The organism is Lentzea sp. NBRC 102530 (assembly GCF_030269365.1).
Classification (GTDB): Bacteria; Actinomycetota; Actinomycetes; order Mycobacteriales; family Pseudonocardiaceae; genus Lentzea.
Window position 1 is genome coordinate 644,660 of the sequence record NZ_BSTF01000001.1, and the last position, 15,629, is coordinate 660,288.

At 72.4% G+C, this 15,629-nt stretch carries 14 protein-coding genes; 10 read left to right on the forward strand and 4 right to left on the reverse strand.

The window, feature by feature from the left end; genetic code table 11:
• The first annotated feature begins 57 nt into the window (after positions 1 to 57).
• From QSK25_RS02865 to QSK25_RS02875, 3 genes are all read left to right on the forward strand, one after another.
• Positions 58 to 924, forward strand: a complete 867-nt coding sequence (locus tag QSK25_RS02865) for an RNA polymerase sigma-70 factor (protein WP_285632085.1) — start codon at positions 58 to 60, stop codon at positions 922 to 924.
• A gap of 80 nt (positions 925 to 1,004) precedes the next feature.
• Positions 1,005 to 1,751, forward strand: coding sequence for an SDR family oxidoreductase (locus QSK25_RS02870; RefSeq protein WP_285632088.1), 747 nt, complete (start codon positions 1,005 to 1,007; stop codon positions 1,749 to 1,751).
• A gap of 151 nt (positions 1,752 to 1,902) precedes the next feature.
• Positions 1,903 to 2,907, forward strand: coding sequence for a hypothetical protein (locus tag QSK25_RS02875; protein WP_285632091.1), 1,005 nt, complete (start codon positions 1,903 to 1,905; stop codon positions 2,905 to 2,907).
• Positions 2,908 to 2,961: 54 nt separating this feature from the next.
• Here the strand turns inward: QSK25_RS02875 and QSK25_RS02880 are convergent, their stop codons facing one another.
• Positions 2,962 to 5,604, reverse strand: a complete 2,643-nt coding sequence (locus tag QSK25_RS02880) for a helix-turn-helix transcriptional regulator (protein ID WP_285632094.1) — start codon at positions 5,602 to 5,604, stop codon at positions 2,962 to 2,964.
• Between the two features lie 106 nt (positions 5,605 to 5,710).
• Between QSK25_RS02880 and QSK25_RS02885 the strand changes: the two genes are divergently transcribed.
• From QSK25_RS02885 to QSK25_RS02915, 7 genes are all read left to right on the forward strand, one after another.
• Positions 5,711 to 6,157 (forward strand): VOC family protein, encoded by a 447-nt coding sequence (locus QSK25_RS02885; RefSeq protein WP_285632097.1) that lies wholly within the window; start codon positions 5,711 to 5,713, stop codon positions 6,155 to 6,157.
• Complete coding sequence (locus QSK25_RS02890; protein WP_285632100.1) at positions 6,157 to 7,500, forward strand: dihydrolipoyl dehydrogenase family protein; 1,344 nt, start codon at positions 6,157 to 6,159, stop codon at positions 7,498 to 7,500. Before QSK25_RS02885 ends, QSK25_RS02890 begins: the two co-directional genes overlap by 1 nt.
• Positions 7,497 to 8,090, forward strand: coding sequence for a VOC family protein (locus QSK25_RS02895; protein ID WP_285632103.1), 594 nt, complete (start codon positions 7,497 to 7,499; stop codon positions 8,088 to 8,090). Before QSK25_RS02890 ends, QSK25_RS02895 begins: the two co-directional genes overlap by 4 nt.
• A gap of 134 nt (positions 8,091 to 8,224) precedes the next feature.
• A complete protein-coding gene (locus QSK25_RS02900; RefSeq protein WP_285632105.1) occupies positions 8,225 to 8,449 on the forward strand; it encodes a hypothetical protein in 225 nt (74 codons plus the stop codon).
• Between the two features lie 77 nt (positions 8,450 to 8,526).
• Positions 8,527 to 9,975 carry a carboxylesterase/lipase family protein gene (locus QSK25_RS02905; RefSeq protein ID WP_285632107.1) on the forward strand — a complete coding sequence of 483 codons (1,449 nt, stop codon included), beginning with the start codon at positions 8,527 to 8,529 and terminating at the stop codon, positions 9,973 to 9,975.
• A gap of 2 nt (positions 9,976 to 9,977) precedes the next feature.
• Positions 9,978 to 11,627 carry an NlpC/P60 family protein gene (locus tag QSK25_RS02910; RefSeq protein ID WP_285632109.1) on the forward strand — a complete coding sequence of 550 codons (1,650 nt, stop codon included), beginning with the start codon at positions 9,978 to 9,980 and terminating at the stop codon, positions 11,625 to 11,627.
• A gap of 63 nt (positions 11,628 to 11,690) precedes the next feature.
• Positions 11,691 to 12,128 carry a tetratricopeptide repeat protein gene (locus QSK25_RS02915; protein ID WP_285632112.1) on the forward strand — a complete coding sequence of 146 codons (438 nt, stop codon included), beginning with the start codon at positions 11,691 to 11,693 and terminating at the stop codon, positions 12,126 to 12,128.
• 109 nt (positions 12,129 to 12,237) lie between these two features.
• On the opposite strand, the gene QSK25_RS02920 is transcribed toward QSK25_RS02915, so the two are convergent.
• From QSK25_RS02920 to QSK25_RS02930, 3 genes are read right to left on the reverse strand one after another with little or no spacing between them, the layout of a single operon-like run.
• Positions 12,238 to 13,851 (reverse strand): SDR family oxidoreductase, encoded by a 1,614-nt coding sequence (locus QSK25_RS02920; RefSeq protein WP_285632115.1) that lies wholly within the window; start codon positions 13,849 to 13,851, stop codon positions 12,238 to 12,240.
• A 2-nt stretch (positions 13,852 to 13,853) separates the two neighbouring features.
• Positions 13,854 to 14,765, reverse strand: coding sequence for a PDR/VanB family oxidoreductase (locus tag QSK25_RS02925; protein WP_285632118.1), 912 nt, complete (start codon positions 14,763 to 14,765; stop codon positions 13,854 to 13,856).
• The gene (locus tag QSK25_RS02930) at positions 14,765 to 15,622 is read right to left on the reverse strand and encodes a metal-dependent hydrolase (RefSeq protein ID WP_285632120.1); all 858 of its coding nucleotides are present in this window, start codon (positions 15,620 to 15,622) and stop codon (positions 14,765 to 14,767) included. The genes QSK25_RS02925 and QSK25_RS02930 overlap by 1 nt, the downstream gene beginning before the upstream one ends.
• Positions 15,623 to 15,629: the final 7 nt, after the last annotated feature.

Sequence of the window (15,629 nt, forward strand, 5' to 3'; positions counted from 1 at the left end):
CCACATCACCGCCCTCTCCGATCGGCGCTAACGTTGCCGTGAGGAGAGGGGTGGCTGATGACCCAGCAGCTCGACGAGGCCGAGTCGGCGTTCGCGGCGGCCCGGCCGAGGCTGTTCGGCATCGCCTACCGCATGACCGGCAGCGTCGCGGACGCCGAGGACCTCGTGCAGGAGGTGTGGCTGCGCTGGCAGCTCGCGGACCGCGCGTCCGTCCGCAACGCCGAGGCGTACCTCGCGACCGCGATCACCCGGCTCGCGATCAACGAGTCGCAGACCGCGCGCGCCCGCCGGGAGACCTACGTCGGGCCGTGGCTGCCCGAGCCCGTCGACACCACCGCGGACCCGCAGGTCGGGGCCGAGCAGGGCGCGGTGCTGGAACTCGCGGTGCTGATGCTGCTGGAGAAGCTGACCCCGACCGAACGTGCCGCGTACGTGCTGCGCGAGGCGTTCGACTACCCGTACCGCGAGATCGCGGAGATCGTGCAGACCAGCGAGGTCGCGACGCGGCAGCTGGTGAGCCGGGCGCGCAAGCACCTCGCCGACGAACGCCGGGTGCCGGTCGAGCGGGCGGACCAGCGCAAGCTGCTGGAGGCGTTCGTGGCGGCGGCGCAGGCCGGTGACCTGGCCGCGCTGGAGGAGCTGTTCGCGCAGGACGTCGTGAGCTGGTCCGACAGCAACGGCGCCATCCGCGCGGCCGGGCGCCCGCTCTTCGGCGCGGAGTCCCTGGCGAAGATCATCTCGGGCTGGGCGCCGTCGTTCTGGGCGGGCGCGGAGATGTCGTTCGTCGAGGCGAACGGGCAGAGCGCGGTGCGGCTCAGCAAGGCGGGCGACACCTACGCGGTGATCACCGTGACGGCGTCCTCCGAAGGCATCGACCAGGTGTTGTGGCTGGTCAACCCCGACAAGCTGGCTGCGTTCCGGTAGGCCTGTCACAACCTCGGGGGCTGTCCTGTCTTAGCTCGTGAACGCCCGCGCTCCGGCGGGCTCACGAGAGGGACGGACCCATGAGGATCGTTGTCATCGGTGGCACCGGGTTGATCGGCAGCCAGGTCGTGCGGCGGCTCGGCGAGCACGGCCACGACGCCGTGCCCGCGTCCCCGAACAGCGGCGTCAACACGCTGACCGGTGAGGGGGTGAAGGAGGTCCTGCAGGGCGCCGACGTGCTGATCGACGTGTCGAACTCGCCGTCGTTCGCCGACGACGACGTCATGAACTTCTTCACCACCGCCACGACCAACCTGACCGAGGCCGCCGCTGCGGCAGGCGTCGGCCACTACGTCGCGTTGTCGATCGTCGGCACCGACGAGCTGCCCGAATCCGGTTACCTGCGCGCGAAGGTGGCGCAGGAGAAGCTCATCACGGAGTCGGGACTGCCGTACTCGATCGTCCGCGCCACCCAGTTCTTCGAGTTCGCGGGTGCCATCGCGAACTCCGCCGAGCTGGACGGCGCCGTGCACCTCCCGCACGGTGGCGTCCAGCCGATCGCGGCCTCCGACGTGGCCGCGGTCGTGGGCCGCACGGCCGCCGGTGCGCCGCTGAACGGCGTGCTGGAGATCGGCGGGCCCGAGGAGTTCACCATGGACGGCTGGATCCGCACGGTGCTGAAGCAGCGCAAGGACGAGCGCGAGGTCCTCGGTGACCCGCAGGCCAAGTACTTCGGCACGTTCCTGACCGGCAAGCAGCTCGTGCCCAACGAGGGTGCGCAGCTCCAGCCGACGTCGCTGCGGGAGTGGCTGGACGCCGGGAACTGACGTTCGCGCGCGGGTCCCGTGGTCCTGGCCGCGTCCGAGTGCGTGCACCCGCGCACCCGGACGCGGACTCCCGGTGGCCTCGCGGTGAACCTGGTCAGCGGACCGGTTTGTGGATACGGTGGTGCCGACCGAAACTCCTGGGGGAGCTCACATGCGTACAAGGCTGGGTTTCGTGCTGTCCGCAGCACTTCTGGCAACGGTCGTCACCGCCGCACCGGCGCAGGCGACCACGACCATCACCGAACTCGGCGGCCTTCCCGGTGGCCTCTACCACGGCGCGATGGCGATCAACGACGCCGGCGTCGCCGTGGGCAGGTCCCGCGCCGACACCGCGTACGAACGCGGCGTCAAGTACGACGGCACACCGACCGAGGTGCCCGGTCCCGCCGGCCTGACCACCCGGCTGACGTCGATCAACAGCAGCGGCACGATGTCGGGCAGCACCGGGGAACCGTTCGTGCACAGCAGCGCGACCCGGTTCCACTCGGACGGCACGTACCAGGTGCTGCAAGCCGTCGAGGGCTACCCGTTCGCCTCGGGCCAGGCGATCGACGACAGCGGCACCGTCTACGGCTCCATCGGCAACGGCAACGGGTCGCAACTGCCGGTGCGCTGGGACGCGGCCGGCGTGCCCACCGTGCTGGCGATGCCCGCCGGCATGACGTCGGCCTCGCTGACCGGCGCCGCGAACGGCTACGCCGCCGGCAGCGTCTGGGCCGCGGGCAAGGACTCGCAGGCGGTGCGGTGGAACCCCGACGGCTCGGTGACCGTCCTCACCGGACTCGCGCAGCGCGCCCCGACGTACGGCAGGGCGGTGAACCGGCACGGCGAGGTGGTCGGCGAGGCCTACACCGACGGCAGCGTCAGCGTTCTCGGTGTCCGCTGGGGTGCCGACGGCACGATCATCACCACCTACGGTGCCAACACGCATCCGCGCGGCCTCAACGACCACGGCGTCGCGGTGGGCTTCGAGACCACGACGGTGTACGACAACCTGCCGATGCGCTGGGACGCGACCGGGACCGCGCTGAACCTGGGCCGCCCGGCGGGCGCGCGCAGGGTGGAGGCGGTCGACATCAACAACAACGGTGTGATCGTCGGGTTGACCGGTGAGTCCCTGGCACCGGTGACCGCTCTGCAGTGGACGGTCAGCTGACCTGACGGAGCCTGGGCGGGGGGCTCGACGGGGACACCGCCGAGCCCCCGCCCGTCAGAACTGCGCGTCGCGGAGCTGGCGGCGCGAGGTCACGCCGACCTTGCCGAACACCTTGCGCAGGTGCCACTCCACGGTGCGCGGGCTGAGGAACAGCCGCGTGCCGATCTCCGGGTTGGAGAAGCCCTCCTTGGCGAGCTTCGCGATCTGGTACTCCTGCGCGGTCAGGTCGTCGGTCGGCTCGGCGGTGCGCTTGCGCGCCGTCTCGCCGGTCGCCTGCAACTCGCGCCACGCCCTGTCGGCGAACGTCGGCATCCCCGCCGCCGTCAGGACTTCGTGGGCGGTGCGGAGTTGCTCGCGGGCCTCCACCCGGTGGCCTTCGCGGCGCAGCCACTCGCCGTGCAGCAGGTGGGCGCGGCCGAGTTCGGTGCGCAGCGCGGTCTGTCCGAAGTGGATGATCGACTCGGCGAACCCGGCGGGGTCGCCGTTCAACGCCCGGAGCCTCGCCTTGACGCCCAGCGACCACGGCGTGTCGACCCACTGCTCCGAACGTTCGAGCGCGGCGGCGACCACGCCGGCGTCACCGGTGCGGGAGGCGGCTTCGGCGAGTTCGGACGTGATCAGGCAGCTGTAGACCAGGGTCTCGGGCACGCGCCGGGCGGCGGTGAGGGCGAGGTCGTGGCGGCCCAGTCCGTTGTGGAGGATCGCGAGCGTCCAGTCGGCGAACACGGCGAGCCTGCCCTGGCCTGACGCCAGCGCCTCGGTCCGGGCCGCGGTCGACAGGTCCTCGCCCCGGAAGGCGGCCTGCATCAGCACCGAATAGCCGACGGCCGGGGTGCCGGTGACCTCCGCGATCCGCCGGTCCTCCTCGATCAACGCCTGCGCGGCGGCGGGCTCACCGGCCATGATCTCGTTGTCCGCCAGGAAGTTCAGCGCGAACTGCAACTGCACGAGCGCCCCGGCGTCACGGGCGAGCCTGACCTGCTGGTGCGCGAACGCCCGGCGCGCCTCGAAGTCCCACAGCTCGCTCGCGATGATCCCGGCCGCCCGGTTGCCGAAGAGCCACGGCGTGCCCGTCTTGAGCGCCGCCACCTCGCCGAGCGCCCGTGTCATCGGTTCCCTGGCCGCCGCGTAGCCCTCGGTGAGCCGGATCGTCAGCGCGTCGAGCACCAGGTCCAGAGCACACGGCGGCACGCCGGGCGGGGGCGCGGTGCGGGCGGTGTGCGGCGTCCCGGCCCAGATCTCCGCCGACAACGCCTCCAGGTGCGTCTCGCGGGCCAGGCCGGCGTCGAACGGGGTGAGCCTCGCCGCGGCGCTGAACAGCAGCGGCGCGGCCTCGGCCACCCGCCGCTGGTCGAACGCGATGTGCCCGCGCAGCTGCTCGACCTGGGCGCTGCGCAGTTCGTCCGGCGGGCCCGCCTCGACGGCGCTGAGCAGCCGGAGCGAGGCGGGAAGCGATCCCGCCTCGCGCTTGGCCCTGGCGGCGGCGAGCTCGCGGTCGGCACGGCGGCCGGGGTCGGGGGTGAGGACGGCGGCCTGCTCCAGGAACGCGGCCGCGGCGAGCAGTCCGCCCCTGGCCTGCGCGCGACCGGCGGTGTTCTCGAGCGCCGCGGCGACGGTCTCGTCCGGCGCGGCGGTGCCCTGGGCGCGGTGCCACGCGCGGCGGTCGGGGTCGATGGCCTCGTCGGTCACGTCGGCGAGTGCGTTGTGGACTCTCAGCCGGTCGCTGACCTGCGCCGACCGGTAGACGGCCGAGCGCACCAGCGGGTGCCGGAACCGGACGCGGGCCCCGAACTCGACCAGCCCGGTGTTCAGCGCGGCCGCGGCGGGGTCGGCGCCCAGCCCGAGGAGCCCGGCGGCCTGCCAGAGCAGGGTGGCGTCGCCCAGCGGTTCGGCGGCGGCGGTCAGCATCAGCAGCCGGGTGTCGGTGGGCAGCTCGTCGATCTGCCGGGCGAACCCGGCCTCGATGCGGCTGGTCAGCCCTCCGGCGTCCAACCCGTCGGCCTGCTCGGCGGTGGTCCAGGCCCGCGGCAGCTCCAGCAACGCGAGCGGGTTGCCGCGCGCCTCGGCCACGATCCGGTCGCGCACCCGGCCGTCCACCGGCCCCTTGATCACCGACTCCAGCAACGCGCGGGAGTCGGCGTCGTCGAGGCCGCGCACGTGCAGCTCGGGCAGCCCGTCGAGGTAGTCGTTGCCCTCGCGCAGCACGAACAGCAGCGCGATCCGTTCGGCCAGCAACCTGCGGGCGACGAACCCGAGCACCGCCGACGACATCGAGTCGAGCCACTGCGCGTCGTCCACCAGGCACACGAGGGGCTGTTCGTCGGCGACCTCGGCCAGCAGCGTCAGGACCGCCAGGCCGACCATGAACCGGGTCGGCCGCGGGCCGGTGGCCATGCCGAACGCGGTGGCCAGCGCCTCGCGTTGCGGGGCGGGCAGGTGCTCCAGGCGGTCGAGGAACGGCACGCACAGCTGGTGCAGGCCCGCGTACGGGAACGCGCTCTCGGACTCGACGCCCGCGGCCCGGGCGACCCGGAACCCGTCGGCCCTGCTCGACACGTGGTCGAGCAGCGCGGTCTTGCCGATCCCCGCCTCGCCGCGCAGCACGAGCACCTGACCTGCGCCGGAGCGCACCTGCGTGAGCAGCCGGTCCAGCGTCTCGCCCTCGGTGCGCCTGCCCAGCAGTCCTTCGTCCGACACGGGCCCGAGCCTACGGGCCAGGGACCCACCAGGGTGTTCCACGGGTTCGAACGGGGCCCGTGCGGGAGCAGAGTCGTGTCATCGACCGAACGAGGAGATGACCACGATGGACTACAGGTTCGAGGTGACCGTCATCCCGGTCAGCGACATCGACCGGGCCGTGCACTTCTACAAGGCGCTGGGCTGGCGTTTCGACGCCGAGTTCGCGGACGACGAGGGCTACCGGCTGGTGCAGTTCACGCCCACCGGGTCGCCCGCCTCGATCATCTTCGGCACCGGCGTGTCGAACGCCGAGCCGGGCAGCGTCGAGGGGCTGCACCTGATCGTGTCCGACGTCGAGGCCGCCCGCGAGGACCTGATCGGCCGCGGTGTGGACGTCAGCGAGGTCTTCCACGACAAGACCGGGGTGTTCCACCACGCCGGTACCGAGGGACGGGTCGCCGGTGCGGACCCCGGCCGGGCCAGCTACGGGTCGTTCGCGTCGTTCAGCGACCCGGACGGCAACGGCTGGGTGCTCCAGGAGGTCACGACTCGCTTGCCGGGGCGTGTGTGATGGCCACCCGGTACGACGTGATCGTCATCGGCGGCGGGTCGCCCGGCGAGCACTTCGCCGCGGCCGTCGCCGAGGGCGGGCTGCGGGTGGCCGTGGTCGAGCGCGAGTTGCTGGGCGGGGAGTGCTCGTTCTTCGCCTGCATCCCGTCCAAGACGTTGCTGCGCGCAGGCGAGGTGCTCGCGGCGGCACGGCAGGTCCCCGGAGCGCGCGCGGCGGTGACCGGTCCGGTCGACGTCGAGGCCGTGCTGGCGTGGCGGGACTTCATGGTCTCGTCCTACGACGACACGGGCGGCGCTAAGTGGGCCGAGGGCGCCGGGATCGACGTGCTGCGCGGGCACGGCCGGATCGCCGCGCCCGGCGTGGTCGAAGTGGACGGGCAGCGCTACGAGGCCGGCCACATCGTCATCGCCACCGGCTCCGCGCCGTTCCTCCCGCCGATTCCCGGGCTGAGCGAGCTGGACGTGTGGACCAACCGGGAGGCCACCGGCGTCCGGGAGATCCCGCGGCGGTTGCTGGTGCTCGGTGGCGGGCCCGTCGGTGTCGAGATGGCGCAGGCGTTCCGGAGCTTCGGCGCCGAGGTCGCTCTGGTCGAGGGTGCGGACCGGGTGTTGCCCCGCGAACCCGAGGCGGCCGGGCGGGCGTTGACCGAGGCGCTGGCGGCGGACGGGATCGAACTGCACCTCGGGTCGCACGCCAGCAGGGCGTCGTTCGTCGGCGGCGAGTACGTGCTCGACTTCCCGGACGGCTCGCGGTTGCGCGGCGACAAGCTGCTCGTCGCCACCGGGCGGCGGCCCCGCGTCGACGACATCGGACTCGAGAACGTCGGCGTCGAAGCGGATCCGCGTGGGATCAGGACCGACGCGCGGATGAACGTGACGGACGGTGTCTGGGCCGTCGGTGACGTGACCGGGCAGTGGAACCTGACGCACGTCGGCAAGTACCAGGGGCGCGTGGCCGCCGCGAACATCCTCGGACAGCAAGCCGTCGTGAACTACGACGCGGTGCCACGAGTGGTGTTCACGACTCCCGAAGTCGCCGCCGTCGGTGCCGCTGAAGGGAAGTACACGGCTACCGCGCACCTGTCCGGTGTTGCGCGCACGGCCACTTACACCCGTGAGTACGACACACGACCTGGGTTCTTGACGCTCGTGTCCGACGGCGAGGTGCTCACCGGCGCGTACGCCGTCGGTCCGGAAGCGGGGGAGTGGCTGCAGCAGGCCACCGTCGCGATCCGGGCGAAGGTGCCGCTGGCGGTGCTGCTCGACGTGATCCAGCCGTTCCCCACCTTTTCGGAGGCGTTCCTCAACGCCCTCCGCGACCTCGCGAAGGAAGTAGCGAAGTGAAGCTCGAAGAGATCGACATGAAGCTCGAGGTCACCGCCATCGGCGTCACGGACGTCGAGCGCGCCAAGGAGTTCTACAGCCGGCTCGGGTGGCGCCAGGACGTCACGCCGCCGTGGGTCGTGCAGTACACGCCGCACGGGTCGAACGCGTCCATCCACTTCGGTGAGGGCGTGACGACGGCGGAACCCGGGTCGGGACGCCACTTCCTGATCGTCGCCGACGTCGTCGAGACGCACGAGGCGTTGCTCGCGGCCGGGATCGAGGTCGGGCCGCTCTACCACGGCGGACCGGACGGGCCCGTCGAAGGCGCGGACCCCGAGCGCCGCAGCTACGTCACGCGGGCGGAGTTCGCCGACCCGGACGGCAACCTGTGGGTCCTGCAGGAGGTCACGACCCGCCTGCCCGGCCGGGTGGACGCCGACGACACCTCGTACACGTCGATCACCGACCTCGCGGCGGCGTTGCGCAGGGCCGCGGTGGCGCACGGCGAGCACGAGAAGCGCAACGGCGGCGAGTACGACGTGAACTGGCCCGACTGGTACGCCGAGTACATGGTCAAGGAGCAGACGGGCGCGGAGCTGCCCCAGTAGGTTCTCGCGGGTGAACGTCGACAGAGCGCTGCGCGGAACGCCGACCCGGTTGGCGTTCCGCGCGCTTTGTGCCGCGGTGCCGCCGGACCCGGCGGAGATCGAGGAACGGATCGCCGGCCGGCTGGCCGGACGACGTGCGGGAGGCACCGTACTCGTGGGTCGCGGCGCTGGAGTCCGGGTTCGTGCGGCCCGGCTGGCCGCTCGTCCGGTCGTTGGAGCTGCACACCGATCAGCACGGCATGCGCCGCCTGGCCGCACCGGATCCGCGCGTGCGGCCCGAGGTGCGGGCGGTGCGACGGCTGAAGCTCGGCAGGTACGCCCTGGAGCACGCGCGGGCCAAGGTCGTCGTGACGGCCTGACCGTCGTGGCCGGGGCCCGATCCGGTGAACGGTAAATCCCTGGCGTTCCCGGCGACGGTGCGGTGACGATTCCCGGCATGGTCGAAGCACGGGTCACCGGCGGGACGGTTCGCGGCACGGTCGAGGCGGGAACGGCGGTGTTCCGCGGCATCCCGTTCGCAGCGCCTCCGTTGGGGGAGAACAGGTTCGCGGCGCCGCGTCCGGTCGTGCCGTGGGACGGCGTGCGGGAGGCGGTCTCGTTCGGGCCGCCGCCACCGCAGGCCGCGGTGTTCGGGATGGACGGCATCGGCGCGTCCGGCGACGAGTGGCTGACGGTCAACGTCTGGTCCCCCGACCTGTCCGGCGGGCTGCCGGTGATGGTGTGGATCCAGGGCGGCGGCTACACGGTCGGGATGTCCGGCCTGCCCGAGTACGACGGCACGCGGCTGGCGGCGGACGGCGTCGTCGTGGTGACGTTCAACTACCGGGTGGGCGTCGAGGGGTTCCTCCAGGTCGACGGCGCTCCGGCCAACCGCGGCCTGCTCGACCAGGTGGCCGCGCTGGAGTGGGTGAACGCCAACATCCGTGCGTTCGGCGGGGATCCGGACCGGGTGACGGTGTTCGGGCAGTCGGCGGGTGGGGGATCGGTCGCGGCGTTGCTCGCCATGCCGCGTGCCGCCGGGCTGTTCGGCCGGGCGATCGCGAGCAGCGTGCCAGGGGTGTTCTTCGCGCCGGACCTGGCCGCCGACATCGCGTCGGTGTGCGCGGCCGAACTGGGCCTGCGTGCCACCGCGGCTGATCTGTCCACTGTGGAGCCCGAGTTGCTGACGGCCGCCGGTGACGAGGTCATGGCGAAGATGACTCGGTTCCCGCGCTGGGGTCAGGCCGCGCACAAGCGGATCCCGTTCGCTCCCGTGGTCGACGGGGACGTGCTGCCGGTGACGCCGTGGGAGGCGTTGCGGGCGGGCGCCGGGCGGTCCGTCGCGTTGGTCGCCGGGCACACGCGGGACGAGCAACGCCTGCTCTCCGTGCTGGACGGGCTGGTCGGCCAGATCACGGCGGAGCAGGCGGCGCAGGCGCTGGAGGTGTTCGCGCCCGGACTGGTCTACCCCGCGCTGGCACCGGAGGAGTTGTTCGAGGCGGTGTGTTCGGACTGGCTGTTCCGGATGCCGTCGCTGCACCTCGCCGAGGCCCAGGTCGCCGGGGGCGGACGTGCCCACGTCTACGAGGTGACCTTCGCGCCCACCGAGACGTTCCGCGCGTGCCACGGCCTGGACGTGCCGCTGGTGTTCGGCAACCTCGGCCGCGGTGGGACGGCCGCGGTGCTCGGGGAGGTCACCGCGGCGACCGAGGAGGTGTCGGCGCGGATGCGGACGGCGTGGAGCGGGTTCGCGATCGGCGGCGACCCGTGGCCCGCCCACGACTCCGCGCACCGGCTGACGCGGGTGTTCGGCGTCCAGGACGAGGTCGTCGCCTATCCCGAGGAGGTGTCCCGGCAGATCTGGGAGGATCACGTCATCGACGTGATGTCCGTCCTGGGGGAGTAGAGATGCCGTCTTTGAACCGCAGATCCGTGCTGGCCGCGTTCGCGGCCGGCGCCGCGGTGCCGCTGGTGGGTTCGCAGCCCGCGCACGCCGTTGCCGCCTCGGCCGCAGCCGCGGAGGGGGACGTGGTGTCGTTCGCGCGTCAGCGGATTCCCGGCCTGGTCGCGTTCGGCGACCCGGGCTGGTTCCCGGACCCGGTGCGAGGAGCCCTCACCGTCGAGGCGTTGGCGGGCGGGCGCACCGGGGTGTCCGACTCGAAGGGCCTGCTGGCAACGCTCACGACAGGCGCCCGCACCGTGACCGTGCGGGGCCCGCGGCGGTCGTTCAGCGAGCAGAAGCGGCCGTTCGCGGACGTGTTCGCCCGCACGGTCTCCGGCGGCTGGGGCACGTCGCCGGGCGGCGGACGGTGGATCAAGACGAACGGCGAGACCGCGAACTACCGGGTCGAGCCCGGCCAGGGCGTGATCGAGCTGGCGAAGACCAACTCCAGCCACTTCATGACCTTGAACGACCCGGCGATCGGCGACTTCGACTGCGTCGCCACGGTCTCGCTGAGCGCGGCACCGGTGGGTGCGGACTCGTCGATCGCCGTGACGTTCGGCTACCAGGACTACAACCACCACTACCGCGCCCGGCTCGCGTTCAGCCCCGGCGGCTCCGTCCGGCTCAGCGTCGACCGCGAACTGGACAACGTCTCCGTGGCACTCGCCGCCGGGGTGAACGTCGGCACCGGCATCGGCCGCTGGCACGTCCGCGTGGCCCGGTCCGGCAGCACCTCGCAGGCCAAGGCGTGGCGTGACGGCACACCCGAACCCGGCTGGACGCACACCGTGCAGGACACGACGTTCGGCGCGGGCAAGCTGGGCGTGCGCGCCTTCGCGGCGACGAACAGCACCACCTCGAACCTGGCGCTGGTGCACGAGTTCGCGGCGAGCGGCACCTGGGCCCGCCCGCCGGTGGTCACGCACGACACGTGGGCGCGCCTGCTGCCCGCACCGTTCTCCGGCTGGAACGACGAGATCGACGCGCGCGTCCGGGCCTGGGCGACGGACATCTCACCCGACGTGCTGGCCTACTGCGCGATGCTGCAAACAGGTGCGGCACCGCATTTCGAGGGCGGCGTGCAGCGGCTCGGCGAGTCCGGGTACGGCCCGCTGAACCCGGACGGCACCCGCGTCGAGGGCGCGGACTTCCACGAGTACATGGGCATCGCGTGGACGTACCCCGACGGCCAGGTGCGGCCCGCGCCCGGCCCGCAGTGGCACCGCACGCTGGACTGCTCGGGCATGGTCCGGATGGTCTTCGGCTACCACCTCGGCGTGCCGATGACCTACACCGGCACCGCCGCCGGCCACCTCCCGCGCCGATCCCGCGACATCGGCCCGAACGGTCCCGGTGTGATCGTGCACGACGACGGCACCTACGCCGACGTCCGGCCCGGCGACCTGGTGGTGTTCGACGCGGACTCCGACGAGGTCGCGGGCCGGCTCGATCACGTGGGCGTGTACGTCGGCCGTGACCAGGACGGCCGGTACCGGTTCGCCTCCAGCCGCAAGACGGTGAACGGCCCCACGATGAGCGACCTCGGCGGCGCCTCCACTTTGGACGGAACGGGCACGTACGCGCAGTCGTTGCGGATCGTGCGCCGGGTCTGACACCGCATGGGGAATACCTGTGCCGCCCGCGCGTTGAACGCGAACGGAAGGGAGGTTCTCCTCATGAACGAGTTCTCCGTGCACGACAGCACGGGATTCCACGCCTACCAGCCGAACGGTGGCGTGGCGGCAGACCGCTGGGTCACGGTCCGGCACCTGTTCGACCCGGACCACGTCGAGACTCCCGCCGAGAAGTGGGAGCGCGCACAGCTGCTGTTCGAGTCCCGTGACTACATCAAGGCGGCGCAGTTGCTCGCCGAGGTGGCGGACGAGGTCCCGTTCCAGACGGACCTCCGCCTCCTGCTGGCGCGGGCGTACTACCACTCGGCGCAGCTGGGCAAGGCCGAGGCGCAGCTCCGCGTGATCGTCGACCGCGACCCGGTCGAGCACTACGCGCACCTGCTGCTGGGGCGGACGCTGGAGCGTCAGGGCCGGTCCGAGGAGGCCGCGCCGTGGCTGCGGCTCGCGGCCGCGTTCGGCGGAGACCTGGCCGAGGTCTGAGCCGCGACGGCCGCCGCGTTCAGCGGGCCCAGGGGTCAAGCGGGTGAGCGGGTGTGGGGCGGCTGGTCAGGCCGCCCCACACCCCTTCCCCCTGGCCCGGGACCAGTCGCTAGCCCACGTCCAGCTTGGCGAACCCGCGCAACAACCCCGGCGCCACCCGGCTGGCCACCCTCGCCGCCTTGGCCTCCACCGTCACCGGCACCACCGGCCGGTTCCTCCGCACGGCGCGCACGATCTCCCGCGCCACCCCCTCCGGACCGAACCCTCGCCGCGCGTAGATCCGCGAGGCGCGATCCTGCTTGCGGCGTTGCTCGTCCGCGCTCACCCCGGAGAACGTCGTGGTGGCGGTGATGTTCGTGTTCACCACACCGGGACAGATCGCGCTCACCCCGATGGCGTGCGGCGCGAGTTCGGCGCGCAGGCAGTCCGACAGCATGAACACCGCCGCCTTGCTGGTGGCGTACGCGGAGAGGATCTTCGACGGCAGGTAGGCCGCCGCTGACGACAGGTTCACGACGTGCCCGCCCTCGCCGCGTTCGATCATCAGTTCGCCGAACGCCCGGCACCCGTGCACGACGCCCCACAGGTTGACGTCCAGCACCCGCTGCCACTGCGAGGTCGAGGTCGACATGAACGACCCGGAGTGGCCGATGCCGGCGTTGTTCACGACCACATCGGGTACGCCGTGGTCGTCCGCGACCTGCCGCGCCCACGCCCGGACGGCCTCCTCGGACCGCACGTCCACCTCGTAGGCGTGGCCGTCGACCAGGTCGGCGGTCTCCTCGGCGGCCCGGAAGTCCACATCGGACACCACGACCCGCGCGCCGGTCCTGGCGAACGCGACCGCCGTGGCCCGGCCGATACCGCTGCCACCACCGGTGATCACGACGAGTTCGCGCCGGGGCGTGGAGTCGGTGACGAACTCGCTGATCATGCGGGCCAGCGGCGCGGGGTGGCTGAGCGGCGCCCAATGGCCGGCCGCGATCTTGCGCCGCGTCAGCGACGGCACCCAGCGTTCGAGGTCGAGCGGTTCGGTGCGGATGTAGCGGTCGCGGGTCGGCTGGATCACCTGCACCGGCATGGGCGCGAGCCGGTGCCGGGGTGAGCGCATCACCTGGCGGATGTTGGCCCGGTACAACGAGATCCCGCGCACGGCGTCGCGGGTGATCGTGCGGGCGGGGGTGACCTGCACGCCTTCGAGCCTGCGCAGGGCGGCACCCCAGCGCGGCCCGAGGTAGAGCCGCCAGAACAGTGGAGCGAGCACCGGCAGGTGGAAGGCGCCGATGTACCAGGAGCGGAAGAACTGCCTCAGGCGCGCCACCGAGAGGCCCTTGCGCGACCAGTGGCCCATGTGGTCGAGGCACGGCCCGGAGATCGAGGTGAACGTCGCGATCCGCGCGCCCGGCGTCGTCACGGCCTCCCACGACTGGATCGACCCCCAGTCGTGCCCGACGACGTGCACCGGCTCGTCCGGGCTGACCGCGTCGATCACCGCGAACAGGTCGGCCGCGAGCCGTTCGAGCCGGTAACCGTCCTCAGTGGACGGAGGGGTCGAGTCGCCGGCGCCGCGCACGTCGTAGGTGACGACCCGGAAGTCCTCCTCCAGCAACGCCGCCACCCGGTCCCAGACCTCGTGCGTGTCCGGATACCCGTGCACCAGGACCACCGTCGGCCCGTCGCCGCCGCGCACCTGCACGGCGAGTTCGACTTCCCCGGAACGCACCTTCACAGTTCCTCCAACACGAGTCGGTCGCCGTCGGGCCGGTCCACGCAGATCCGCACACCGCCCACGTCGCACGTGCCGCAGAACCCCTGCCGGCACGAGTAGGCGACGGACGGCCGGAAGTCCCTGATCACGTCGAGCGCCGACCGGTCGGCCGGCACGTCGAGGGTTACCCCGCTGCGCCGCAGTTCCACCGCGAACGGTTTCCCGTTCACGATCGCCGGCGGGCTGAACCGCTCGAAGTGCAGCCACCGCGACGAGAACTCGGCGCGCACCTGCTCCAGCATCGACGACGGCCCGCAGCAGTACACCGCCCCGCGGGGCTGGGCGTCCGCGAGCAACGCCCCGCCGCGTCCGATGCGCACGTCCACCGCGCCGACCGGGAGCTCGTCCAGGAACGGCATCGCCGCCCTCGACCGCCCGCGGTACACGAGCCGCCAGTCGAGCCCCGCCCGTGCCGCCGCCTGCACCATCGGCAGGATCGCGGTGATCCCGATCCCGCCCGCCACGAACACCACCGGCCCGAGTCCGGCGAACGGGAACGCGTTGCGCGGCCCGCGCACCTGGATCCGGTCACCGACCCGCAGCGCCTGCACCTCCCGCGACCCTGCGCCCACCTCGCGCACCGCGATCCGGTAGGTGCTGTCGCCGGGGTCGCCGCACAGCGAGTACTGGCGGCGCAGCCCGGACGGCAGGTGCAGGTCGACGTGGCACCCCGGCTGCCAGGCGGGCACCGGGGCGCCGCCCAATCGCAGGCTGACCACGCCGTCCGCGACCTGTGAGCGTTCGACAACGGTGAGCCACAGGGCATCCCGCGCCACGCCGGGCCGGGCCCGCCCGCCGAACCGGGTGACGGCGGCGTCGTAGAAGGTGCCGAACCGGGTCAAGCCGCCCAGCACCGGACCTCGCGCCATCAGTGCGCCTCCCGTGCCGCCGGCGAGCTCGCCAGGTATGCGATCGCCTGCGAGGTCGACCCCTCCTGCCGCGGGTGGTAGGAGGGGTGGAAGTACCGCAGGAACGCCCGGAAGATCTCCGACAGCCGCGGCAGCAACCCCCGCCGTCCCGCCCGCATCGCCTCGCGCCAGGTCAGCCGCACCCGCGTCGTCCGGTCCGCGCGCACCATGAACCGCGCACCCCGCACCCACAGCCCGAACAGCACCGGCGCGACCAGCAGCATCGTCCGCGCTCGCCGCACGTACCGGCGGTCCAGGTGGCACATCAGCTCGTACGCGACGCTGCGGTGCTCGACCTCCTCGGCCGCGTGCCAGCGCAGCAGGTCCAGCATCACCGGGTGGATGCCCGCCCGGTCCAGCGCGTCGGCGTTCAGCATCCAGTCGCCCAGGTACGCGGTGAAGTGCTCGATGGCGGCGACGATCGCGACGCGTTCGACGAGCTGCTCACGTGCCTGCTCGGGGCCGAGACCCGGCGTGGGCGCGAGGATGCGCTGGAAGACGTGCTCCATCTCGCGCGTGAACGGGCGCGGGTCCAGGCCGTTCTCGAGCAGGTGGTCGAGGACCTCGCTGTGCGCCTCGGCGTGCATCGCCTCCTGGCCGATGAAGCCGAGCACGTCCTCGCGCAGCGTGTCGTCGGTGATCAGCGGCACGGCCTGCTGGAACGTGCGCACGAACCACCGCTCGCCCTCGGGCAGCAGCAGGTGCAGGACGTTCATGACGTGCGTGGTCACCGGCTCGTCCGGGACCCAGTGCATCGGCAGGGTCGACCAGTCGAACCGCACGTCACGCGGCTGCAGAACGAGGTTGTCCGGCTCCATCGCAGTA

What these genes read in the sequence shown, in the direction of transcription:
- QSK25_RS02865 (WP_285632085.1), top strand. Translation starts at nt 58, where the DNA reads ATGACCCAGCAGCTCGACGAGGCCGAGTCGGCGTTCGCGGCGGCCCGG.
- QSK25_RS02915 (WP_285632112.1), top strand. Translation starts at nt 11,691, where the DNA reads ATGAACGAGTTCTCCGTGCACGACAGCACGGGATTCCACGCCTACCAG.
- QSK25_RS02870 (WP_285632088.1), top strand. Translation starts at nt 1,005, where the DNA reads ATGAGGATCGTTGTCATCGGTGGCACCGGGTTGATCGGCAGCCAGGTC.
- QSK25_RS02875 (WP_285632091.1), top strand. Translation starts at nt 1,903, where the DNA reads ATGCGTACAAGGCTGGGTTTCGTGCTGTCCGCAGCACTTCTGGCAACG.
- QSK25_RS02890 (WP_285632100.1), top strand. Translation starts at nt 6,157, where the DNA reads ATGGCCACCCGGTACGACGTGATCGTCATCGGCGGCGGGTCGCCCGGC.
- QSK25_RS02905 (WP_285632107.1), top strand. Translation starts at nt 8,527, where the DNA reads ATGGTCGAAGCACGGGTCACCGGCGGGACGGTTCGCGGCACGGTCGAG.
- QSK25_RS02910 (WP_285632109.1), top strand. Translation starts at nt 9,978, where the DNA reads ATGCCGTCTTTGAACCGCAGATCCGTGCTGGCCGCGTTCGCGGCCGGC.
- QSK25_RS02930 (WP_285632120.1), bottom strand. Translation starts at nt 15,622, where the DNA reads ATGGAGCCGGACAACCTCGTTCTGCAGCCGCGTGACGTGCGGTTCGAC.
- QSK25_RS02925 (WP_285632118.1), bottom strand. Translation starts at nt 14,765, where the DNA reads ATGGCGCGAGGTCCGGTGCTGGGCGGCTTGACCCGGTTCGGCACCTTC.
- QSK25_RS02885 (WP_285632097.1), top strand. Translation starts at nt 5,711, where the DNA reads ATGGACTACAGGTTCGAGGTGACCGTCATCCCGGTCAGCGACATCGAC.